The 22,590-nt window shown below is 71.1% G+C and carries 19 protein-coding genes; 6 read left to right on the top strand and 13 right to left on the bottom strand.

The features are described 5' to 3' along the window. Nucleotides 1-71: 71 nt before the first annotated feature. The 6 genes from ACIQWG_RS13905 to ACIQWG_RS13880 form a co-directional block, all read right to left on the bottom strand. Nucleotides 72-1,217, bottom strand: coding sequence for a hypothetical protein (locus tag ACIQWG_RS13905; RefSeq protein WP_404094500.1), 1,146 nt, complete (start codon nucleotides 1,215-1,217; stop codon nucleotides 72-74). Between the two features lie 220 nt (nucleotides 1,218-1,437). Next, the gene (locus ACIQWG_RS13900; RefSeq protein ID WP_404094498.1) at nucleotides 1,438-1,932 is read right to left on the bottom strand and encodes a lamin tail domain-containing protein; all 495 of its coding nucleotides are present in this window, start codon (nucleotides 1,930-1,932) and stop codon (nucleotides 1,438-1,440) included. Nucleotides 1,933-2,118: 186 nt separating this feature from the next. After that, nucleotides 2,119-3,483: an FAD-dependent oxidoreductase gene (locus ACIQWG_RS13895; protein ID WP_404094497.1), complete on the bottom strand. Its 1,365-nt coding sequence runs from the start codon at nucleotides 3,481-3,483 to the stop codon at nucleotides 2,119-2,121. A 162-nt stretch (nucleotides 3,484-3,645) separates the two neighbouring features. Beyond that, a complete protein-coding gene (locus tag ACIQWG_RS13890; protein WP_404094495.1) occupies nucleotides 3,646-4,467 on the bottom strand; it encodes a chitosanase in 822 nt (273 codons plus the stop codon). 128 nt (nucleotides 4,468-4,595) lie between these two features. Further along, nucleotides 4,596-7,367 carry a SpoIIE family protein phosphatase gene (locus ACIQWG_RS13885; RefSeq protein ID WP_404094492.1) on the bottom strand — a complete coding sequence of 924 codons (2,772 nt, stop codon included), beginning with the start codon at nucleotides 7,365-7,367 and terminating at the stop codon, nucleotides 4,596-4,598. Nucleotides 7,368-7,522: 155 nt separating this feature from the next. Beyond that, nucleotides 7,523-10,036, bottom strand: a complete 2,514-nt coding sequence (locus ACIQWG_RS13880) for a SpoIIE family protein phosphatase (protein ID WP_404094489.1) — start codon at nucleotides 10,034-10,036, stop codon at nucleotides 7,523-7,525. A gap of 294 nt (nucleotides 10,037-10,330) precedes the next feature. Between ACIQWG_RS13880 and ACIQWG_RS13875 the strand changes: the two genes are divergently transcribed. The 3 genes from ACIQWG_RS13875 (at nucleotide 10,331) to ACIQWG_RS13865 (ending at nucleotide 13,847) form a co-directional block, all read left to right on the top strand. Continuing rightward, the gene (locus ACIQWG_RS13875) at nucleotides 10,331-12,040 is read left to right on the top strand and encodes a hypothetical protein (RefSeq protein WP_404094486.1); all 1,710 of its coding nucleotides are present in this window, start codon (nucleotides 10,331-10,333) and stop codon (nucleotides 12,038-12,040) included. Between the two features lie 109 nt (nucleotides 12,041-12,149). Further along, nucleotides 12,150-12,542: a VOC family protein gene (locus ACIQWG_RS13870; protein ID WP_404094483.1), complete on the top strand. Its 393-nt coding sequence runs from the start codon at nucleotides 12,150-12,152 to the stop codon at nucleotides 12,540-12,542. 123 nt (nucleotides 12,543-12,665) lie between these two features. Continuing rightward, a complete protein-coding gene (locus ACIQWG_RS13865; RefSeq protein WP_404094481.1) occupies nucleotides 12,666-13,847 on the top strand; it encodes a PP2C family protein-serine/threonine phosphatase in 1,182 nt (393 codons plus the stop codon). Nucleotides 13,848-13,914: 67 nt separating this feature from the next. On the opposite strand, the gene ACIQWG_RS13860 is transcribed toward ACIQWG_RS13865, so the two are convergent. Further along, nucleotides 13,915-15,735, bottom strand: a complete 1,821-nt coding sequence (locus ACIQWG_RS13860; protein ID WP_404094479.1) for an ABC transporter ATP-binding protein — start codon at nucleotides 15,733-15,735, stop codon at nucleotides 13,915-13,917. Nucleotides 15,736-15,981: 246 nt separating this feature from the next. Between ACIQWG_RS13860 and ACIQWG_RS13855 the strand changes: the two genes are divergently transcribed. Next, nucleotides 15,982-16,155, top strand: coding sequence for a hypothetical protein (locus ACIQWG_RS13855; RefSeq protein ID WP_404094476.1), 174 nt, complete (start codon nucleotides 15,982-15,984; stop codon nucleotides 16,153-16,155). 10 nt (nucleotides 16,156-16,165) lie between these two features. On the opposite strand, the gene ACIQWG_RS13850 is transcribed toward ACIQWG_RS13855, so the two are convergent. From ACIQWG_RS13850 to ACIQWG_RS13840, 3 genes are all read right to left on the bottom strand, one after another. Continuing rightward, nucleotides 16,166-17,092, bottom strand: coding sequence for a GNAT family N-acetyltransferase (locus ACIQWG_RS13850; protein WP_404094473.1), 927 nt, complete (start codon nucleotides 17,090-17,092; stop codon nucleotides 16,166-16,168). A gap of 77 nt (nucleotides 17,093-17,169) precedes the next feature. Beyond that, a complete protein-coding gene (locus tag ACIQWG_RS13845; RefSeq protein ID WP_404094471.1) occupies nucleotides 17,170-17,565 on the bottom strand; it encodes a peptidase M23 in 396 nt (131 codons plus the stop codon). Nucleotides 17,566-17,640: 75 nt separating this feature from the next. Beyond that, nucleotides 17,641-18,015 (bottom strand): SH3 domain-containing protein, encoded by a 375-nt coding sequence (locus ACIQWG_RS13840; protein ID WP_404094469.1) that lies wholly within the window; start codon nucleotides 18,013-18,015, stop codon nucleotides 17,641-17,643. Nucleotides 18,016-18,226: 211 nt separating this feature from the next. Here ACIQWG_RS13840 and ACIQWG_RS13835 point away from each other — a divergent pair, with 211 nt between their 5' ends. Both ACIQWG_RS13835 and ACIQWG_RS13830 read left to right on the top strand, forming a co-directional pair. Continuing rightward, entirely contained in the window at nucleotides 18,227-18,679 is a 453-nt protein-coding gene (locus tag ACIQWG_RS13835; protein ID WP_404094467.1) for a hypothetical protein, read from the top strand. 65 nt (nucleotides 18,680-18,744) lie between these two features. After that, entirely contained in the window at nucleotides 18,745-19,536 is a 792-nt protein-coding gene (locus tag ACIQWG_RS13830; protein ID WP_404094465.1) for a DUF817 domain-containing protein, read from the top strand. A 40-nt stretch (nucleotides 19,537-19,576) separates the two neighbouring features. Here the strand turns inward: ACIQWG_RS13830 and ACIQWG_RS13825 are convergent, their stop codons facing one another. The 3 genes from ACIQWG_RS13825 to mgrA all read right to left on the bottom strand — a co-directional run bounded on the left by ACIQWG_RS13825 (nucleotide 19,577) and on the right by mgrA (nucleotide 22,390). After that, entirely contained in the window at nucleotides 19,577-19,903 is a 327-nt protein-coding gene (locus tag ACIQWG_RS13825) for an antibiotic biosynthesis monooxygenase family protein (protein WP_404094463.1), read from the bottom strand. A gap of 104 nt (nucleotides 19,904-20,007) precedes the next feature. Then, nucleotides 20,008-21,162 (bottom strand): S1 family peptidase, encoded by a 1,155-nt coding sequence (locus ACIQWG_RS13820; RefSeq protein WP_404094461.1) that lies wholly within the window; start codon nucleotides 21,160-21,162, stop codon nucleotides 20,008-20,010. Between the two features lie 184 nt (nucleotides 21,163-21,346). Further along, on the bottom strand, nucleotides 21,347-22,390 hold the full coding sequence (gene mgrA, locus ACIQWG_RS13815; RefSeq protein ID WP_404094459.1) for an L-glyceraldehyde 3-phosphate reductase: 1,044 nt from the start codon (nucleotides 22,388-22,390) through the stop codon (nucleotides 21,347-21,349). Nucleotides 22,391-22,590 lie beyond the last annotated feature (200 nt).

Below are 22,590 nucleotides of genomic sequence, written 5' to 3'. Positions count from 1 at the left end.
GGGTGCACGGGTCGGTCGTTTCCCGTACTTTTCGCTCGCCCCGGCCGGGAAACGACGGGAAACGACGGGGCCTAGCGGTCGGAGGGCTGAGGCTCTTCCTCCGCGGCCGTGGCCGTGGCGGGGGCCCGGCGCGTCCGGGCGGTGCCCTTGAGGCGTTCGAAGGTTCGGGTCAGCTGCTGGAGGGGCGACGCCGGTTCCTCGGCGGACGGCTCGGGGCGGGGCTCGGGTACGGCTTCGGCGGTCTCCCGGTAGGCGGTGAGCGCCGCATGGGCCTGTTCGGCGGCCTCGCGGTACAGGTCCCGGGACTTCGTCATCGCCTCCAGGGCCTCGGCGTACATCGCCACCAGCCGGCGTTCGCGGGCGAGTTCCTCTTCGAGGGTCAGCAGCCGCCAGTCCTCGCGCAGCGCGGTCAGCGCCTCCTCGGCGCCGTCCGGCAGCGGGCGCGGCAGGGCGGCGAAGCGGGTGACGGCGTGGATGAGTTCGGCGGGCTCCGAGCCGTCGAGGAAGACACTGCGTACGGAGAAGTCGTCGACGTCGTAGCCGGACGGCGCCCCGGGACCGGGCAGCACCACCGCGCCGCCGCGCGGCACCTGTACGTCGTGCTCGCGCAGGGCCCAGTTCACCACCCGATGCTGACTGGGCGCGGCACGGTGCTCGACCACCCGGTGCCGCAGACCGGGCGGCAGCATCCCGGCCAGCGGCGCGCGGCCGCGCTGGTCGGTGGTCATGGCCTCGTGGACGACGACATGGATGCTCCAGCCGTCACCCGCGGCCTCCCGCAGGACCCGCCGGACGGCCTTGTCGTCCTCGGGCAGGGGGTTGATGTCGCGCAGTCGCAGGCCGGTGGCCGTGTCGTGGTCCCAGGCCGCGTCCGGGTCCTGCGGCCAGAACATGGCGGCAGGCGACGGCCACCGCTGGTCCCACGGCGCCTCCGCCTCCGCGACCAGCACCCACTCCTGCGCACCGGCGGAATCGTGCTCGACGGTCAGCCGGGCCCGTACGGTCACGGTCCCGGCGACTTGCCAACGCGCCTCGAAGACCGACTCCCGGGCGTCCTCGGTCTCGGGTACCTCGAGGAAGTCGTCTATGGCCAGGCTGTCCTTGAGCTGTCGCAGACTGAGCCGGAGTACGTCCTGGGCGGCGGCCCCGAGGTGGCGGCCGCGGGCCGACCACACCGTCGGAGGGGTCATGGGGCGGGAGCTGGGGGAGCTTGGCATGAGTCCATCTGTGGGCGGGGGCACGTACTCGTACCAGTATGTCTCCGCAGGTGGATCTCGACAGGGGCGGGGGTCCGCACACGGGGTGTGCGCGGACCGCACCGGCCGACCGCCGCTCACTCGTGGTCCGCGCCATGTCCCGTCACGACAATGGCCCGGTGAGCAGGACCCGCCCACCATCCGCATTGGGGCGGGTCCTGCTCGTCCCCCCAGGGCTCACTCAGTTGTGGTAGCCGATGTAGCCGTTGCCGTCGCGGTCGTTGCCGCTCTTGGTGTACGCGTGCGAGTCCGCTCCGGCGCCCGTGGGCTTGTAGAGGTAGATCGAGTCCTTGTCGTTGTTCCACATGAAGTTGCAGTTGTCGCGGTAGACCACGTTGTTCCGGTCGGAGTCGGTGCCGTTGCCGCCGCGGAGCTTCACGTAGTCGCCGGGCTCCAGGTTGTGGTTGGCGGTGAACTTGAAGCGGTTGCCGGCCTTGTCCTTGACGACGTAGCCCTTGAGGTTGACCGTCGTGCGGGACGAGTAGTTCTTGATCGTCAGGTACTCCTCGTCGGTGTTGCCGGTCCGGCAGTTGTTCGAGTCGCGGCCGGGCGCGTCGTACTGGATGCCGCGGATCTTCAGCGCGGACGAGTACTCGGTGGCCTGGGCCGGTGCGGCGCCGAGCGCGGCGAGCGTGCCGGCGGCGACGGCGGTTGTGATGACGATGCGTATACGCATGGAGAAACATCCCCCCTGTGTGGAGCTTCCGTGAAGATCAGGAGTGTATCCAGGGACCATGAACGCTGCGCCGACTTCACCGAAACGCGGGAAAGCCGAGAGGGCCGGGGGTTGACCCCGGCCCTCTCGGCTGCGTTCGGCTGTGCTGCGTCGATCTCCTCGATCCGGACGCCCCGCGCGGGAGTGCTACGCGCCGCTCTCCCGGAGCATGTCCTCGCGCTCGACGAGCTTCACGCGCTCACGGCCCTGCGGCTCGCCCAGCGCCTTCTCGGCGGCGTCGAGCTTGTACCAGCCCTCCCAGGTGGTGAACCGGATCTCGCGCTCGGCGAGGAACGCCTCCACGGCCTCCGGCTCGGGCGAACCCGGCGTCTGAAGACGGCCGTTCGCGAAGTCGTCCAGGAGGTTCGACACCGTCTCGTTGGCATCGCCCTTGGTGTGACCGATCAGGCCCACCGGGCCGCGCCGGATCCAGCCCGTGACGTACGTGGACCGAAGGTGCTCGCCGGACTCCTGGACGACCCGGCCGCCCTCGTCCGGGACGGTGCCCGAGTCGATGTCCCAGGGCAGCTTGGGGAGCTTGTCGGAGAGGTAGCCGACCGCGCGGTAGACCGCGGTGACGTCCCAGTCCTTGAACTCGCCGGTGCCCTTGACGTTGCCGGTGCCGTCGAGAGCGGTGCGCTCGGTGCGCAGGCCGACGACCTTGCCGTCCTCGCCGAGGATCTCCGAAGGCGACTCGAAGAAGTGCAGGAACAATTTGTGCGGGCGGTCGCCGACATCGCGGATCGCCCAGTTCTCCAGGGTCTTGGCGACCATGTCGGCCTGCTTGTTGCCGCGCCGGGTCTCGATCGAGCCCTCGTCGTAGTCGATGTCCTCGGGGTCGACGATGACCTCGATGTTGGGGGAGTGGTCCAGCTCCCGCAGCTCCATCGGGGAGAACTTCGCCTGCGCCGGGCCGCGGCGGCCGAAGACGTGGACCTCCAGCGCCTTGTTGGCCTTCAGGCCCTCGTGGACGTTCGGCGGGATCTCCGTCGGCAGCAGCTCGTCCGCCGTCTTGGCGAGGATGCGGGCCACGTCGAGCGCGACATTGCCGACGCCGAGGACGGCCACCTTCTCCGCTTCCAGCGGCCAGGTGCGCGGCACGTCCGGGTGGCCGTCGTACCAGGAGACGAAGTCGGCCGCGCCGTAGGAGCCGTCGAGGTCGATGCCGGGTATGCGCAGCTCGCGGTCGGCCGTCGCGCCCGTCGAGAAGATCACGGCGTCGTAGAACGCGCGCAGGTCGTCCAGGCTGATGTCGTTCGGGTAGTCGACGTTGCCGAAGAGACGGATCTGGGGCTTGTCGAGCACCTGGTGGAGGGCCGTGATGATGCCCTTGATGCGGGGGTGGTCGGGAGCGACTCCGTACCGGATCAGCCCGAACGGCGCAGGCATGCGCTCGAACAGGTCGATGGAGACACCGGGTTCGGCGGCCACGTCGGACTTGAGCAACGCGTCGGCGGCGTAGATCCCGGCAGGGCCGGCTCCGACAATGGCTACCCGCAGAGGGCGGGGCATGATCAGGTTCCCTTCGAGAGGCGATAGATCGACTCGAACGGGAAGCCTAAACTAAGGCAAGCCTAAGTCGGTACACGGGTCCAGCCTATGAGCCCATAAGGCTACTTTATGGGCCGTGGCCGGGGGTGCGGCGCCCCGCGGTGCGGGGCGCCGCGGTGCCGCTCAGTCGATGTGGAAGCTGTCCCCGTACACCTTCCAGTCGAGCGGCGTATTCAGGTCGAGGTTGCCGTTGCGCAGGAAGACCCGCTGGGCCGTGTCGACCCGGCTGGTGTCGCTGTGGGCCTCCTCCTGCTTCATGGCCCACACCCGCGCGTCCAGGAACGCGTTCAGGTACGTCACCTCGTCGCCGCCCTGCGCCGGCGGCCGGGCCCGGTCCAGGGCGCGCCCCCGGATGCTGCGGAAGCTGGTGGGGTCGGTGCCGTCGCCGTGCATGACGATGGCGTCGTAGTACGCGAACTGGCCGAGCACCCGCAGACCGTCGGCCTTGCCCTGTCGGACGGCCGGGTCGAAGTACACCCGGTCGCGCTCGTCGTTCTGGGCCTGCTCGAACGCCTCGTCCTGCGCGGCGCGGACCCAGTCGTGGGGGTAGTCCGGGTCGAGCCCTTCGTGCGAGTCGGTGCCGTCGACCCGGCGCAGCGCCGGCAGGTACGGGGCGAGGACGTTGCCGGGACGGCGCTCGGCGTACAGCTCGACCAGGTCGAGCATGTCGCCCGTGCCGGAGCAGAAGCCGATGATGCCGGCGGTGTAGCCGCGGCCGTCGCCGATGTCCTCGATGTACTGGTACTGCGCCTTCCAGTCGAGCGAGGAGTTCTCCGCGCTCGACACCAGCTTCATGGCGATCTCCTTCTTCGCCGGGTCGTCGAGTCCGACCGCCGCCTGGCGCGCGGCGGCACCGGAGGGGTTCAGGAGGGGTGCGGACGCCAGCGACGCGCCGATCAGGGCGAGAAGGGTGCGGCGCGAGGTGTGCGGGGGGTGGTGCTTCACGGCGGCTCCAATGGGTGGTGGGGGGAGTTGGCCGTACGTGACACTGATAGGAAGGTTTCCTATCAGAAGCCGGGCGCAGAGGGCACCGGTCGCGGCACAGGTTCGTACCTATCTACAAGCCGGGCCTGCTACGGCAGCGGCTGCTCCGCCCAGATCACCTTGCCCGCGGGCAGATAGCGCGTCCCCCAGCGCTCGGCCAGCTGCGCGACCAGGAACAGGCCACGCCCGCCCTCGTCCGTCATCGCCGCGTACCGCAGATGCGGCGAGGTGCTGCTGCTGTCGAAGACCTCGCAGATCAGGCTCCGGTCCCGCAGCATCCGCACCCGGATCGGCTCGCCGCCGTACCGGATCGCGTTGGTCACCAGCTCGCTCAGCATCAGCTCGGTGCTGAACGACAGCTCCTCTAGGCCCCAGCTCTCCAGCGTGCCCGTCACATCGGCACGGACCTGGGCCACGGCCGCCGGATCCGACGGCACCTCCCACTCGGCGACCCGGTTCGGCCCGAGCGCCCGCGTCCGCGCCACGAGCAGGGCGACATCGTCGCTCGGCCGGGCCGGCAGCCGGGCCTCCAGCACCGCCTGGCAGGTCTCCTCCGGCGTACGGCCGGCCCCGGCCAGCGCGTCCCGCAGCAGTTCCAGCCCCTCGTCGATGTCCCGCTCCCGGTCCTCCACCAGCCCGTCCGTGTACAGCACCAGCCGGCTGTCCTCGGCCAGCTCCAGTTCCGCCGTCTCGAACGGCAGCCCGCCCAGACCCAGCGGGGGACCGGCGGGCACATCGGGAAACTCCACGGTGCCGTCGGGCCGGACCACGGCCGGCGGCGGATGGCCGGCCCGGGCGACCGAGCAGCGCCGGGACACCGGGTCGTAGACCGCGTACAGACAGGTCGCGCCGGTCACCGCGGCACTGTCGTCGTCCCCGGCCTCGTCCTGGTCGATACGGGCGACCAACTCGTCGAGGAGCCCCAGCAGCTCGTCGGGCGGCAGGTCCAGCGCGGAGAAGTTGTGCACGGCCGTACGCAGCCGTCCCATCGTGGCCGCCGCGTGCAGCCCGTGGCCGACCACGTCCCCGACGACCAGCGCGACCCGGGCGCCGGACAGCGGCAGCACGTCGAACCAGTCGCCGCCCACCCCGGCCTGCGCCGGCAGATACCGGTAGGCGATGTCGAGCGCGTTCTGCTCGGGCAGGCTGCGCGGCAGCAGGCTGCGCTGGAGCGTCACCGCCATGCTGTGCTCGCGGGTGTACCGCCGGGCGTTGTCGATGGACACCGCCGCCCGCGCCACCAGCTCCTCCGCCAGCGCCAGCTCGTCGCTGTCGAACGGACCGGCCTGCCGGGACCGCCAGAAGCTCACCACGCCCAGCACCAGGGACCCCGCCCGGAGCGGCACCGCGATCAGCGAGTGGATGCCGAACTCCACGACCTGCGCCGAGCGCTCCAGGTCCTGGGCACGCCAGCCCGGCGCCTGGGCCAGCCGCGGCTCGACGACGGCCCGCCCGTCGTTCAGCGCGCGGGCCTGCGGCGAGGTGTCGACGAACCGGATCTCCTCGCCCACCGGGTACAGCGGCGCGTCCTTGCGTATCCCGCTGCACGCGGTGCGCCGCAACCGGGTCACCGCCTCCGGCTGCCCGCCCGCGAGCACCGCGTCGGACAGGTCGACGGTGGCGTAGTCCGCGAAGCGGGGCACCGCCAGCTCCGCCAGTTCCTCGGCGGTGCGCGTCACGTCCAGGCTGGTGCCGATGCCCACCCCGGCGTCGTACAGCATGTCGAGGCGCTCGCGGGCCTCCTCGGCACGGCCGGACAGAGCGCGCAGCTCGGTCGAGTCGCGCAGGGTGGCGACGCTGCCGGAGGGCCGGCCCCTGAGGTGGGTGGGGCGCTGGTTGACCGCCAGCAGCCGGTCCTTGACCAGGTGCACCTCGTCCGTCGCCATCCGGCCCGAGTCCAGCAGCTCGGCGGTGTCGGGGGCGAGACCGAGATCGAGCACCCGGCGTCCCTCGGCGTCCTCGGGCAGGTCGAGCAGGCGGTGCGCCTCGTCGTTGGCGAGCAGCAGCCTGCCCTCGTCGCCGACGATGAGCACGCCCTCCCGCACGGCGTGCAGGACGGCGTCGTGATGCTCGTACATCCGGGTCATCTCGTCCGGCCCGAGGCCGTGCGTCTGCCGCAGCAGCCGTCGGCTGACCAGCGCGGTGCCGGCCGTGGACAGGGCGAGCGCGGCCGCCGCGGCGGCCAGTACGAGGGGCAGCTGACGGTCGGCCGTGCCGCCCACGGTGTCGGTCGTGATCCCGGCCGACACCAGGCCGACGACCTTTCCGTCGGGATCCTCGATCGGGACCACGGCCTGGACCAGCGGGCCGATGGTGCCGGTGATCTGCTCGGTCACCACCTCGCCGTTCAGCGCGGGCTCCAGGTTCCCGACGAAGTGCTTGCCGATACGGTCCGGCTTGGGGTGGGTGTAGCGGATGCCGTCGGTGTTCATCACGACGATGAAGTCCACGCCGGTCGCCTCGCGCGCCGCCTCGGCCCGCGGCTGGAGCACCGCCGTCGGATCAGGACTGGCCAGCGCCTCCCGGGTGCCCGGCGCGTTCGCGAACGACTCGGCCACCGCCACCGAACGGTTGCGTGCCTCCTGGGTGGAGTCGTAGCGCACCTGAAGCACCAGGGCCACCACGGCGGCGACCACCAGCAGCAGCACGATCACCACCTGGAGCAGGAACACCTGCCCGGCGACGCTGCGCCCGCCGACCGCCGCCCGCAGCCAGCCGAGCGGACCCTTGTGCTGCCCCTCCGGATCGCGCGGCACCCCCCGCTCGGGCACGACAGCACCGCGGTCGGGCGCACGCCAGGTGCGCAGACCGCGGGGACGACGGGCCGACCGGGCCCCGGATCGACCCGATAGTCGGACCATGTGCCCATGTCTACACTGCCGGGCCCCCGGAGGCGAGAGACGTCACACACCGTGACAGCAGCTGTTTCCACTCTCACACTTCGATCACCGCGGTGATCGGTGGAATCCGGGCAACTTCCGTCCTCCGGACGGGGTTACGCCGGCCTCACGCATCCTCACTTCCCGCGCAGCGGGGTGGACCGCCGGGTCGCCAGCAGCAGGGCGATGTCGTCGGGGCGGTCCGTCATGTGCCGGGCCGTCGCGGTGAGCCGGTCGGCGACGCTCGCCAGGGAACCGGCACCCGGGGTACCGGCCTTGGCCAGCGCCACCCGCAGCGCGCTGATGCCGTCGTCGATGTCCACACCGGGCCGTTCGACCAGCCCGTCCGTGTACAGCGCCAGCACGGCGCCGGGCTCCATCAGCAGCTCCGCCACCGGGTACTGGGCCTGCTGGTCCACGCCGAGCACGACCCCGCCCGGCAGGTCCACCAGACGCGTACGGCCGTCGCGACGGCGCAGCAGCGGGCGCGGGTGCCCCGCCACGGCCGCCTGGGCGACGCCGGTCGCGGGGTCCAGCCGGATGTAGCAGCAGCTCGCGAACAGACCCGTGTCCAGGTCGATGAGCAGGTGGTTGGTGCCGCTCATGACCTCGTCGGGCGGCCGGTCGCCGAGGGCGAAGGCCCGCACCGCGCTGCGCAGCTGGCCCATGGTGGCCGCCGCCTGCACACCGTGCCCCTGCACATCACCGATGACCAGGGCCAGCCCGTCCCCGGACGGCACCACGTCGTACCAGTCGCCGCCCACCTCCATGCCCTGGGTGCCCGGCAGATACCGCCCGGCGGTCTCCAGCAGCGGGTGCTCGGACAGCCGCCGGGGGAGCAGGGCCTGCTGGAGCCCGCGGGCCAGCGCGGCCTCGCTCTCGTAGCGCTGCGCCTTCTCCAGGGCGTGCGCGATCAGTCCGGCCATGGCGGTGAGCACGGCGCGTTCCTCGCTGCTGAAGCTGCGCGGCCGGTCGAAGCCGAGGATGCAGGAGCCGACGGGGCGCCCGGAGGCGATCAGCGGCAGGAAGGCACGGGCACCCTCGGTCGCGTCCAGCGCGATGCCCGGATAGGCGTCGGACAGCTGCTGCATCGAGTCGAAGAACAGCGGGCGCCCGGTGGTCAGCGTCTCCACCCCCGGCAGGCCCTCGTCCAGCCCCACACCCTCGAACGGGGCGAGGAACCCCTTGGGGAAGCCCGTCTCCCACGCCAGGTGGAGATGCCGCTCCTGGAGCAGGTAGATGGCCAGCCGCCGGCCGCCGAACGCGGGCAGCAGCTCGCGCATCACGACGGCGGACACCTGCCGGGGGGTGACCGCCTCGGTGAGCGCGATGGCCAGGACGATCGGCCGGTACAGCGGAGCGAGCGAGGACGCGCCGGCCGGCTCCGCCAGGACCTGCGCGTCGGGCAGGTCGGACGCCCGCTCCGCCACCCCGTGCCCCGGCCGGATCATGCAGGTCAGCAGGTCGGGGCCGGGATACAGGGAGAGCTGGAGCCAGTCGCCCCCGAACGGGCTGCTGGACGGATCGTGCTTTTGGGCGGACGGCCGGAGGATGTGGAAGTGCACCGGCTCGGGCGACAGCAGCGCCACCCGCAGATGGTCCTCGACGGCGGGTTGGTTCAGCCACGGCACGGTCTCCCACAGGGTCCGGCCGAGCAGCTCCGTACGAGAGCGGCGCAGCAGCCGTGCCGCGTGCGGATTGGCGTAGACGACCGCGCCCAGCCGGTCCAGGCAGAACACCCCGTCCGGCAGCAGATCGGCCGCCACGTCGGCCACCGCGCTCTCCCCCGGATCGAGGACGACACCGCGCACCGGCGCCGTCCCGAACGGAACGGCGTCGTCGTACGGCCCCCAGACCTCGACCAGCCGCAGCGCCCCGTTGGCCGCGCGCACGTACAGCGGCAGAGCCGGCGGGCGGCCACCGGCTGCCTCCCGCAGCGCGGCCAGGATGCGGTCCGAGTCGCCCGGTGCGACGGCCCGCGCGAACGCCGCCACGTTGTCATGGGCCTCACCCGGGACCGTGCCGAGCGCGACATTCAGCCGTTCCTCCGCGCGCACCACACCCGACACCGGGTCCCAGGCGAACCGGCCGAGGTAGCCGGAGGGCCGACGCCGGGCAGGCGGCCGGACGCTCAGAGGCCCGGCGTCCCACAGCACTCCGGGCGCCTGCGCGTCCTCCAGGATCCGCAGCGCCGAACCCAGCTCTTTCGCCACCTGCGCCATGCGCTCACGCACGGGCAGCAGCTCCGTGGCGTCCGACGCCGAGGGCCGCAGCACGGTCAGCACACCGAAGACCGACGATCCACAGGTCACGGGGACGTACAGGGATCCGAACTGGAACGGCAGACCGGCCGCGAACTGCGGATAGCGGCGCATGGTCTCGGTCGCGTTCGGCAGCACCACCTCGACCCCCAGCCGAAAGGCGTCCGCGACCGGGAACGGCCGGTCCACATGGAGCCGCCACCACGGCCGGAACAGTGGCCCCGGCAACCCCTCCAGCACCGCCAGACGGAGCAGTCCGGGCGTGCCCGAGCGCAGATAGACCCCTCCCGCGTGGCCGGCCGCCGCGCTGATCGCTTCCGCCGAGGCGTCGATCAGCAGCGCCGCCAGCCCGCCGGGCGTCCGCTCTGCGCCTTCGGCGCTCACCGTCATCGGCCCTACCTCGTCCGTACGCCCTCACGCCCGCGACACAGCAAGAATGCGCCACGACACACCTCGCCCGCACCTGGGCGGCGCGAAACAGATGACTTCGACCGACCCTCGTCCATCAGGAGGACCCGAAACCGAGCCGCCCCTCGGCCCGTTGTCGCTGCTGACAGTTCGGTGCGGCGAGTTCGGTGGGAACAGAGGAGAACACCGAACACCACCGACCGCCGGCCGGGCGGATGCTGGCAGAAGGACTCGGTCACGATCCGGTGGGCACGGCCCAGGCAGGAGAGCAGACGCATGGAGTACTACGACCTCGGTACCCACACCCGCCCCGTCACCACCTCCTCCGCCCAGGCCCAGCTCTGGTTCGACCGGGGCCTGGCATGGACGTACGCCTTCCATCACGAGGAGGCCGTCGCCTGCTTCGAGGCCGCGGCCGAGGCCGACCCGGACTGCGCCATGGCCCACTGGGGCATCGCCTACGCGCTCGGCCCGAACTACAACAAACCCTGGGAGTTCTTCGACGACCAGGACCTCGCCCACACCGTGGACCGCACCCACGCCGCCGTGGAGCTGGCCCATGAGAAGGCGGCGACCGGCACCCCCGTCGAACAGGCACTGATCGGCGCGCTGCGCGCCCGCTATCCGCAGGCCAAGGCGGTGGAGGACTGCTCGGTCTGGAACGCCCCCTACGCCGACAGCATGCGCGCGGTCTACGACCTCGCCCCCGACGACCTGGACGTCGCCACCCTGTACGCCGACGCTCTGATGAACCTCACGCCCTGGCAGCTGTGGGACCTCAGGACCGGCGAGCCGGCCGAAGGCGCACGGACCCTGGAGGCCAAGGACGTCCTCGACCGGGCCCTCGCCACCGGCCCCGGACGCGACCACCCGGGGCTGGTCCACATGTACATCCACCTCATGGAGATGTCCCCGAATCCGGAGCTGGCCCTGTCCGTGGCGGACCGGCTGCGCGCACTGGTGCCGGACGCCGGGCACCTCCTCCACATGCCCTCCCACCTGGAGGTGCTCTGCGGCGACTACCGGCGGGTCGTCTCCGACAACACCGCGGCGATCGAGGCCGACGAGAAGTACCACGCCCGAGCCGGGGCGATGAACTTCTACACCCTGTACCGCTCGCACAACTACCACTTCAAGATCTACGGCGCGATGTTCCTCGGCCGGTCCGAGGTCGCCCTGGAGACCGCGGCACAGCTGGAGGCGTCCATCCCCGAGGACCTGCTGCGGGTGCCGAGCCCGCCGATGGCCGACTGGCTGGAGGCCTTCGTCGCCATGCGCGTCCACGTGCTGATCCGCTTCGGCCGCTGGGACGACATCCTCGCCCTGCCGCTGCCCGCCGACCCCGAGCTGTACGCCATGACGACGGCGATGCTGCACTACGCCCGCGGCGTCGCCCTGTCCTCCACCCACCGCGTCCCGGAGGCGGAGGCGGAACGGCTGCTCTTCCGGGACGCGGTCACCCGGGTCCCCGAGACCCGCATGCTGTTCAACAACACCTGCGCCGACATCCTCGCCATCGCCTCGGCGATGCTCGACGGCGAGCTGGAGTACCGCAAGGGCGACCACGACGCCGCCTTCGCCGCCCTGCGCCGTTCCATCGACCTGGACGACAACCTCCCCTATGACGAACCGTGGGGCTGGATGCAGCCCACCCGGCATGCCTACGGCGCCCTCCTCCTCGAACAGGGCCACGTAGAGGAGGCCGAGGCGGTCTACCGCGCCGACCTCGGCCTCGACGGCTCCCTCCCGCGTGCCTTGCAGCATCCGAACAACGTCTGGTCCCTGCACGGCCTCCACGAGTGCCTGACGCGGCTGGGCCGGACCGGGGAGGCGCAGATGGTGGCCCAGCAACTGCGGCTCGCCACCGCGATGGCCGACGTACCGATCGAGGCCTCCTGCTTCTGCCGGCTCGACACCACCGACCGGGGCACGGCCGGGAACGAATGCTGCGTCCAGGACCGACCGGGCACCGCATCCTGCGGGTGAAGGGCGCACGACCATCCGGATGCCGCAGGCGTGGCGTGCGTCCGGCCCCTGCCGTGCGTGGTGTGCCCTGAGACGTCAGGACGGCCGGCACACGAAGGAGACACACGGCATGCTCGGACAATCGCAGGCGTTCAGCGGCTTCTCGGTCGACGACCTCGGCGAGGCCCGCCGCTTCTACGGCGAGACCCTCGGCCTGGAGGTGGAGGAGACCGGGGAGGGAGACATGACGGTGCTGGTCCTCAAGCTCGGCAGCGGCGCGCCGGTCTTCGTGTACCCCAAGGAGGGGCACACCCCCGCCTCGTTCACCATCCTCAACTTCCCCGTGGACGACATCGTGCCGGCCGTCGCCGAACTGGAGCGGCGCGGCGTGTCCTTCCAGCGGTACCCCGAGTTCGACCACGACGAGAAGGGCATCGTCCGGGTCGGTGGCTCGGGCCCGGCTGCCATCGCGTGGTTCACGGACCCCTCCGGGAACGTTCTCTGCGTGCTCCAGGAGAACTGAGTTCCAGGAGAGCCGAACGTCGTAGGGCTCCTCCTTTCCCCGCCGGGCGGGTCACCGGCCACGGTGTGAGACTGCTGAACGACGCGGCCTCGCCGAGGCCCGGGTCCCTACGAGAGGAGACCAGTGGTGACGGCGGAGCCGGGTGACGGTCTGCTGGAGGAGTTCCTCGCCGACCCGGAGACCTCGGCGCTGGACCTGACCACAGCGGTGGCCCGCTGCTCCAAGGCCCTGGGGTTGCAGCAGGCGGTGGTCTACCTCGCCGACCTCCAGCAGCGTCAGCTCGTCCCGCTGACCGACGTGGCCTCCGCGATGCCGGTCGACGACTCCCTCGCCGGCTGGACGTACCGCACCCAGTCCCTGCGCGTGGCGGAGGCCGACGCCGGCGGCATGACCGCCTGGCTCCCGCTGGTGGACGGCGCGGAGCGGCTCGGCGTGCTCGCGGTGCACTCCCCGGCCCTCACCCCGGTCTCGCTGCGCCGCAGCCGGACGCTCGCCGCGCTGCTGGCCATGATGATCACGTCCAAACGGGCGTACAAGGACTCCTTCGTACGGCGGACCCGCACCGAACCCATGCGGCTGCCCGCCGAGATGCTGCGCGCCTTCCTGCCGCCCCGCACGATCGGCACGGCGCACGTCGTGTCCACGGCCGTACTGGAGCCCGCCTACGAACTCGGCGGCGACGCCTTCGACCACGCCCTCACGGAGACGACCCTGCACGCCGCCGTCCTCGACGCCATGGGCCACAACCTGGCGTCCGGACTGACGACCGCCGTCTCCCTGGCCGCCTGCCGCAACGCCCGGCGCACCGGGGCCGATCTGCCGGAGCTGGTGAACAGCGTGGACGACGCGCTGGCTCGCTGGCTGCCCGAGCAGTTCTGCACCGGGGTCCTCGCCCAACTGGACCTGGCGAGCGGCGTGCTGCGCTGGATCAACTGCGGGCATCCCGCGCCGCTGATCATCCGGGACCAGCGGCTGCTCGTCGACGCCATGGAACGCGAGGCCGACCCGCCGATGGGGCTGCCGTCCATGCTGGCCGAGCGCGAGCGGCAGACGCATGAGATCGCCCTGCAACCCGGCGACCGGGTGCTGCTGTACACCGACGGGGTCACCGAGTCCCGTACCCGGGACGGTGACCTGTTCGGTCTGGAGCACTTCACCGACTACATCATCCGGGCCACCGCCGCGGGCGAGCTGGCGCCGGAGACCCTGCGCCGGCTGATCCACTCGATCCTGGACGCGCAGCCCGGCAGCCTGCGGGACGACGCGACGCTGCTGCTGTTCGAGTGGTGGCCACCGACTCGTTGACCGCAGCGGCGCCGAGCACGGCGCGCGGGAGCCGTGGGGGAGCGGCCCCCGGCAGGGCGGGAACCGCTCAGGGCAGCTCCAACTCCACCTCCGCGGCGCTCTCGTCGAGGAAGCCGCCCGACTGGTGCTGCCACAGCTTCGCGTAGGCGCCGTCCGAGGCGAGCAGTTCGTCGTGGGTGCCCTGCTCGACGATCCGGCCGTGGTCGAGGACGACGAGCCGGTCCATGGTGGCGACCGTGCTCAGACGGTGCGCCACCACGAGCGCGGTCCTGCCGTCCATGAGGCGCCACAGTGCTTCCTGGACGAGGATCTCGCTCTCCGAGTCCAGCGCACTGGTCGCCTCGTCCAGCAGCAGGATCGGCGCGTCCCGCAGAATCGCCCGGGCGAGGGCGACCCGCTGGCGCTGGCCGCCGGACAGCTTGATCCCGCGCTCGCCCACCATGGTGTCGAATCCGTCCGGCAGGGCGTCGGCGAACTCCGTGACATGGGCCGCCTCGGCCGCCCGGCGGATCTCGGCGTCGCCGGCGTCCGGCCGGGCGAAGGCGATGTTGTCCCGAAGCGTCCGGTGGAACATCGCCGGGTCCTGCGGCACGTAGGCCATCAGACCGCGCAGGTCGGCCTGGCGCAGTCTGCTGATGTCCTGACCGCCGACCAGGATCCGGCCGGCGTCGATGTCGGTCATCCGCAGCAGCAGCCGGGTCAGCGTGGTCTTGCCGCCCCCGGAGCGGCCCACGAGGCCGACCTTCGTGCCGGCGGGCACGTCGAGTTCGAGGCCCTCGAACAGCGGCCGGCCGCCGGCGTGGGCGAAGTTCACCTTCTCGAAGCGGACATCGGCGGGCGCGGGCAGCAGGGGCTCCGGCACCGGCGGATCCAGTACGGTGGGCGGCGTCAGCAGCAGCTCGGTGAACTGCGCCGCCTCCGTCATGGAACTCTCCAGCCGACGGTAGATCTGGTTGAACTCGAACATGATCCGCGTCGCGTTGGTGTAGTACGTGAACGCGACCACGATCGCCTCCACCCCGTGCCCGCCCCCGCCGAGCGTGACCGCGAGCAGCAGCCCCAACGCGCTGGTCAGTACCGACATCGGCGCGACGAGGGTGTCGATGCGCAGATTGCCGTAGTCCCACGACCGCAGCATGAGCCGCCGCGACTCCGCGACCCGGGCGCGGTGTTCGGCGGCCTCGCCCTCCTCGGCGGCGAACGCCCGCACGGTGTCCATGTTCATCAGGCTGTCGGCGACATGCCCCGACATCCGCGCCATGGCCTCCTCACGCTGGTCGACCAGTGCCTGCCGGCGCCGGATGAGCGGCACCACGCACAGCGCGGTGATCGCGACCATCGCCAGGAGCCCCACGACCAGCAGCGGGTCGTAGCGCCACAGCACCACCGCACCGAACGCCAGTGGCACGAAGCTGCCGACGATCTGGAAGGTCAGGGTGTCGACGAAGTCCTCGTAGCGGGAGGCGAAGCTCAGGACGCGCTTGGTCAGTGATCCGGCGAAGTTGTCGTGGAAGAACGTGGCGTCCTTCGCGAACAGTTCGTCCATCCCGATCACGTAGAGATGCTCGACGCCCAGGGCGTCCAGACGGTTCAGACAGTGCAGTGCGATGCGCCACAGCGTCTCCGCGAGCAGGAGGACACCGACGAAGCCGACGACGTACGGCAGGGTCGAGGCGACGGTGACGTCCTTGTCGCCCGCGATGTCACCCACGAGCTTGGCGACGATCAGCGGCGCGACGTAGTTGATTCCGATGTTGCCCAACGCCGACAGCAGCATGGCGGGCACCGTCACCCACCGCAGCCTGGCCAACTCCCGGCCGTAGTAACGAAGTGCGAGAAGCACGGAGCGTCTGCCCGGCAGAACCCTGCGGGGCTCAGGCGTTTCCATCCCACCCTCCTGAGTGACTACGTTCCGTATCGATCCGAATACGCAGTGTCCCGTGCTCGCGGTCGAGGCGTCCACGCGTTTTTTCGACCGGGGGTGGTGCGCGAGGGGGCTCGCGGGGCGGTCAGGGGGTGCGACTTTTGACTACCGCGAGTAACGTGGTCAACTTTCTCCAGGGTTACCGAGCAGTCACTTCGGCACCTGAATGCCCCACTTCGGCCCGTTTCGCCGCCAACTCGGAGGACTTCCATGTCGACTCAAGGTGATGCACTGGAGCAGGCACGCATCGACTACGAGCACCACATGCGGACCTGCCGGCAGTGCCACGTCGACACCGTCCCGTGCCCGGTCGCCAAGCACCTGCTGCGTCTCTACAACAACGCCCGGCGAAACAGCGTGCGGCGCAACGCCGAGCAACGCTGACCGGGGCAGGTCAGAGGAGGACCGTCTCCCAGGTGTCCACGGCGTAGTGGACGGCCATCCCGTGCCGGGCGTACAGCGCCGGAGCTCCCGTCGGGTTGGCGGTGTCCACGCCGAGTCCCACGGTGTCGCGGCCACGGGCGGCGAACGCGGCGAACGCGTGCCGCAGCAGCAGTCCGCCGAGACCGGAACCCCGGGCCTCGCTCAGGACGCCGACGCTGCGGATCCAGCCCATGGCCGCACGGTCGTCGCGCGCGATGAGGAACCCGGCGTCCCCCAGGTCCTCGGTGCCGGCGATCCACACCAGGGACCAGTCGAGGGCGTCCGCGTCGACGTCGTCCAGCCACTGGTCGTAGGTACGCGGCTGGAAGTCGAAATGCGCGGCGAAGCTCGACTGGTACAGCGCGTGCACCCGCGCCCGGTCGGCCTCCTCGGCGCACGGACGCACCCGTACGCCGGCCGGTAGCCCGGGTGCGTGGTCCGTGGCGGCGTCGAGCGGGCGTCGGAGCACGTGATAGCGCCGTACGACGTGCCAGCCCCGCTTCGCGATCAGCCCTGTGTCGAGCGTCGGCTCGGTGTTGAGGTGCAGATGCACCACCGCCCTCGCCGCGCCGTTCGCGTGGGCCTTGTCCAGGGCCCGGATCTCCAGCGCGTCAAGAATCAGCTCCCCGGCCCGCTGGTGGTCGGGGAGCACATAGTGGTCGACGTCGACGCGCTCGCCGCCCGACTCGTCCCACAGCAGGCCGTACGCCACCACGCGGTCGCCGTCGAAGGCCAGCCACGAGTCGCGGTCCAGAGCGATGTCGGGCCGCTTCAGATCGGCCTCGACGGTGTGCAGGTCGGTCTCGGGCCTGCCTATCTCGATCCGGTCGACCTCGTTGAGCAGTTCGGTGACCGCGGGCGCGTCGGCGAGCCGGGCTGGACGAAGGGCGTAGGGCATGGGCTCAGGGTCCGGGGGAGGAAAGGGCGGCCGCAACGGATTTTCGCGGCCGCCCTTTCCTCCCCCGAGCCGGACCGTCAGCAGTCCGGCACTCCGGCGATCTTCTCGCCGCCCCGGATGTACAGGTTGTTCACCCAGGCGATGTCGCTGCCGGCGAACTCCTGCACCGCGGTCCACCAGTTGTTGCTGCCGACGGCGGGGTCATGGACGAACTGCCCCTGCGTCTGGCACACCGCGTCCAGCCAGTACTGCGAACGCACCGCGAGCCGCGGCGACTCGCTGGTCGGCCGGCTGCGCAGATTGACGTCGGTCGCCCAGATGTAGACGTCGGTCAGGGTCGGGTCGCCGTTGTTCGCCGCCGCGACGGCGGGGCGGTCGGCCGTGGGCGCGGCCTCGGCGGTGACGGCGAGGGTGCCGACCGAGAGGGTGGCCACCGCGAGGGCGGTGGCGCATCGGCGCAGTGCTGTCTTCATGTGTCCCCCTGTGGTGAAGAAGATGGGCCGGTCTGCCGGGAAGAAGATGGGTCGGTTCCTGAGGAAGACGGGTCGTCAGCAGGTCGCGCCGGCGGGCAGGTCGCCGTACTCGTCGCCCTTGAGGTAGACGGCGCTCACATAGCCCTCGACGAGCTTGACCCACACGTTGTTCGTGATGCCGTGGTCGCTGATGGTCTCGCCGCGCACCCAGCAGTACGCGCCCCGCGGCTGGCCCGCGGTGACGCTGCCGACCTTGTCGTACGAACGCGCCGGGCCGGAGCGGACGTTGACCGTCTCGTACGGCACGACGGCGTACGGCGCGGCCATGATGCGGGCTCCGCCCTGGCCGGCGTCGGAGGCCGCCACGGCGGTGGCGGCCGTGAGCGGTCCCAGCAGAGCGAGCGCGCCGGCGCCGACGAGCGCCGCCCTGGCGATGGTGCGAGTGGACATGTGGTTTCCCCCTGGTCCGACGGGTCGATTGCGCGGCGCTTGGCCGACGTTCGGAACCCTAGGGACAGCGGCGCCCGAAGGGACCCTCACACTTCTCAGGTACCGCTTGTCCGGCGCCGACCGTACGGTCCTGACGACACGCGGTGCCCCGACCGGACGACGGCAGGCGCACCGCGGACCAGGACTCCACACCCCACGAAAGAGGGTTCTCATGCGCCGCCGATCGCTCCAGACCCTGCTGGCCGCCTCGGGCGCCGCCGCGCTGCTGGCGCTCACACCGCTGACCACCGCCCAGGCCCAGCCGTTCTCGGGCGGCAACTACGGCGCCTACGGATTCGAGGGCCAGTACCCGACCGTCGGCGGCTGCACCGGCACCTTCCGGCAGGTCGGGCCGACCAGGACCGCCGACGGGATGGCCCTGAAGTACTTCTACTCCGACCGGTGCGGTTCCTTCGCCCGCATCGAGAACTCCCGCGCCAACTGCGCCGCCCTCCTGGAGCGCTCGGACTCGGGGGCCGCACGCGCCGACGGCTGGGTCTCGGAGACCGTCGACCCGGGCATCGACTACGCCTACACGATGATCGGCAACAACCTCAGCGGCCGCGTCTCACGCGCCGTGCTGACCTGCGACGGTCACGTTCTGACGAGCACGAACTGGTACTGACCGGCCGGCTGAGGCGCGGTGATCCCGCGCGCAACCGACAGGGCCGAGCACTCGTCCTTGGGATCATGTACACCGCCAGCCTCACCGGCCTCCTGGCAGCCTCGTGGCGTCGGCTGCTCGACTTCGCGTGGCTCCAGACCCGGTCCTGCGCGTTCGCCATCGCCCTGATGTCCGGCGTGGCGGCGTCCACCCTGCTGCCCGGCCTCCCCGTGGCCCGCTACGACCTGCTCGTCGTGTACGGCGTGCTGCTGACGCTGCTGTTCTGGCTGCGCGGCTGGGAGAACGGGCGGGACATAGCCGTCATCGCGGTCTGCCATGTCATCGGACTGGCCTTCGAGCTGGTGAAGGTGTCGCTCGGCTCATGGAGCTATCCGGAGCCGGCCGTACTGAAGTTCGCGGGCGTCCCGCTGTACGGCGGCTTTCTCTACGCCGCCGTCGGCAGTTACGTCTGCCGCGCCTGGCGCCTGTTCGACCTCGAACTGGTCCGCTACCGGCCGCGCTCGACGGCCGTGGTCGCCGCCGCCATCTACGTCAACTTCTTCAGCCACCACTGGCTCCCCGACGCCCGCTGGCCGCTGGCGGGCCTGCTGCTCGCCGTCACCGCCGGCACGTCGGTGCGGTTCAAGGTGCGTGGCGCACGCCTGCGCATGCCGCTCGCGCTGTCGTTCGTCCTGATCGGGTTCTTCCTCTGGATCGCGGAGAACCTCGCCACCTACGTGGGCGCCTGGCGCTACCCGTACCAGCTGGACGGCTGGCAGCCGGTCGGGGTGGAGAAGTTCGGCGCCTGGTCCCTGCTGATCAGCGTCACCTTCGTCCTGGCGGCAGTGGCCCGGACGCGTCGCGTCGGCACCGAGTGAGCGACGGGGCCGGGCTCCCGCCGCTCACCGCTGACAGGGCCTAGCTCTTCGGCCCCGCCTGCTGCACGACCTCGAACGACCACAGGGTGGACCCGCTCGCCGCCGGCTTGGGACGCTCGCCGCCGCCCTCGCCGCCGCCCTGGTGGGCCGCCTTCATGGGACCCTCCATCCAGGCCTGGAAGGACTCCTCGTCGCGCCAGCGCGTGTACACGAGGTAGGTGTCGGTGCCCTCGACCGGCCGCAGCAGTTCGAACCACTCGAACCCGTCGGAGCTCTCCACCGCGTGCGCACGCGAGGCGAACCGCTTCTCCAGCGTCTCGCGCTGCTCGTCCGGCACGCTCAGTACGTTGATCTTGACTACGCTCATGCCGCTCATCCTGCCGCACGGACACCGGCGAACGCGCGGCGGCTCGTGCGAAGGGGCGGCCCGGCGCCGGAGACTGTCCGGACCGCCCCCTGGCACCCCCCGGGTCAGGCCGTGTGCAGGGTCAGCCCGTAGCGGTTGAGTATCTCGTTGACGGGCTGGAACCAGGTCTCCCCGCCGCCGGAGCAGTTGCCCCAGCCACCCGAGGTGACGCCCTGCGCCTGCTCACCGCTGATGAAGGAGCCCCCGGAGTCGCCCGGCTCGGCGCATACGCTGGTCTTCGTCATCTGGTGCACCGCGCCCTGGCTGTAGTTGACCGTCTCGTTCTTCGCCAGGACCGTGCCGCAGTGCCAGTGCGTCGTGGAGCCGGACCGGCAGACGGACGCGCCGACGGGTGCCTCGGCCGAGCCGCGCACCAGACGGTCGGGGACCGTGCCCCAGCCGAGGACGACCGGTACCGTCCACCAGCCGCTGCCGACGCTCACCCACGCGTAGTCGTTGTCCGGGAACGAGGAGCCCTGGAAGGTGCCGACATAGCTGCCGTCCCAGCCCCGGACGCCGGCTCCCGCCTGGCCGCAGTGGCCCGCGGTGATGAAGCCGCCGTGCACCGAGAAGCCTATGGAGCAGCGGACGTTGCCGGTGTAGTAGGGGTCACCGCCGACCGTGCCCGCGGCGAAGGTGCGCGGGGCGGCGCCGACCGTCTCGACGGTGACGGGTCCCGCCGCGCGGGCACGGGAGACGAACCGGCGGACATCGTTGTCAGCCTGCTGGGCGCGGACCACGTTCACGACGACGGTGTTCGCCGTCGGATCCACGTGCCAACTGCTCACGCCCGCCGGTGCGGTGAGGCGGTCGATGCGCGCCTTCGCCGCGTCGAGCTCGCGCGCGCTGTGCTCCACGGTGCGCACGCTCACTCCGGTGGCCCGGAGGTTCCGTACGGTGCCGGCGGCGGCGTCCGAGGTGACGGCCACGGTGAGCCGCTCGCTCTTCGCGTCGAACCAGGAGCCGCCGTAGGCGGATCCGGCCGCCTCGCGTGCCTTCGGCGCGAGGTCCATGGCGGTGCGTTCCGCCGCCAGCCGTGCCTCGGCGCGCTCCTTGGTCAGGCCGAGGTCGCGCTGCATCGCCTGGAGCAGACCGGCCGACGCGGGCTCGGTCGCCTTGGGTGAGTCGTCCGCCGAGGCCTGTCCGGTGCCGCCCGCGGTCCAGCCGCCGAGGACCATGAGCGCGGCGAGGCCGGCGTACATGAGTCTGGTGCGTCTCAAGGGAGTTGCCCTTCGTCGTTCCAACAAGGTGGGGTGGAACAACCACAAGCTGAGAGCGCTCTCATTCAGGGTCGGGCAGAGCATAGCCAGGTCGGCGTGTCAGGTCCATACCAAAGTGCGGAAAAGGCCGCACTCCGGGTGCCGTACCGGCTCCCGGAGTGCTCGAAGGCCGTTCGGCCGGTGTTCAGCCGAGGTTGCCGGTCCTGGCCGACTGCCACAGGTCGACGCCACCGTCGGTGGCGTACTTGTCGATCTCGGCGAGTTCCTCGTCGGTGAAGTCGAGGTTCTCCAGGGCGGCCACGTTCTGCTCCAGCTGCTCGGTGCGCGAGGCGCCGATCACCAGCGAGGTCACGCGCGGGTCGCGCAGCGCCCAGGCCAGCGCCATCTGGGCGAGGCTCTGCCCGCGCCGGGCGGCGATGTCGTTGAGCGCGCGCAGCCTGCGCAGCATGTCCTCCGACAGCCATGTCTCGTCGAACGACTTGCCCTGCGTGGCACGCGAACCCTCGGGAACGCCGTCCAGGTAGCGCCCGGTCAGCAGGCCCTGGGCGAGCGCGGTGAACCCGATCACGCCGAAGCCTTCCTGCCCGGCCACGTCCAGCAGGCCCTCGTTCTCGATCCAGCGGTTGAGCATGCTGTACGACGGCTGGTGGATCAGCAGCGGCGTGCCCAGCTCACGCAGGATCTCGGCCGCCTGCCGGGAGCGCTCGGCGTCGTAGGAGGAGATGCCGACGTACAGTGCCTTGCCCTGACGGACGGCGGTGTCGAGCGCGCCCATCGTCTCTTCCAGCGGCGTGGTGGCGTCGAGCCGGTGGGAGTAGAAGATATCCACGTAGTCGAGGCCCGTCCGCCGCAGCGACTGGTCCAGCGAGGCCAGCACGTACTTGCGGGAGCCGCCGCCCTGGCCGTAGGGGCCGGGCCACATGTCCCAGCCGGCCTTGGTGGAGACCACCAGCTCGTCCCGGTAGGGCGCGAGGTCCTGCTTCAGCAGCCGGCCGAAGTTGATCTCCGCCGAGCCGTAGGGCGGGCCGTAGTTGTTGGCCAGGTCGTGGTGGGTGATGCCCAGGTCGAAGGCGCGCAGGGCGATCTCGCGCTGCGTCTCGAAGGGCTTGTCGTCACCGAAGTTGTGCCAGTACCCCAGGGACAGCACGGGCAGGTCGAGTCCTGAGCGGCCGGTGCGCCGGTATCGCATGGTGCCGTCGTAGCGCTCGGGATCCGCGACGTGGTTCATCGAGTGTTTCTCCGAAGGGTGCGGTCGGGGTGGTTCGGTCCCTGGTGAGGGACGTGCTCACTGTGCTCCTGAGTGATTCTGGCGTCCAACGCATCCTTTTCATCGGATTCAGCGACGCCGTTTCTGAATGCGGGGCACGGCCGGGCTGCCGACGGTGAGGGCCGTGCCCGTCTTTCTTTAAATTAGTAATTAATATTGAC

The organism is Streptomyces sp. NPDC098781, assembly GCF_044759995.1.
Classification (GTDB): domain Bacteria; phylum Actinomycetota; class Actinomycetes; order Streptomycetales; family Streptomycetaceae; genus Streptomyces.
The sequence above is the reverse complement of the archived record's forward strand: the minus strand, read 5'-3'. Positions and strand labels throughout refer to the sequence as shown.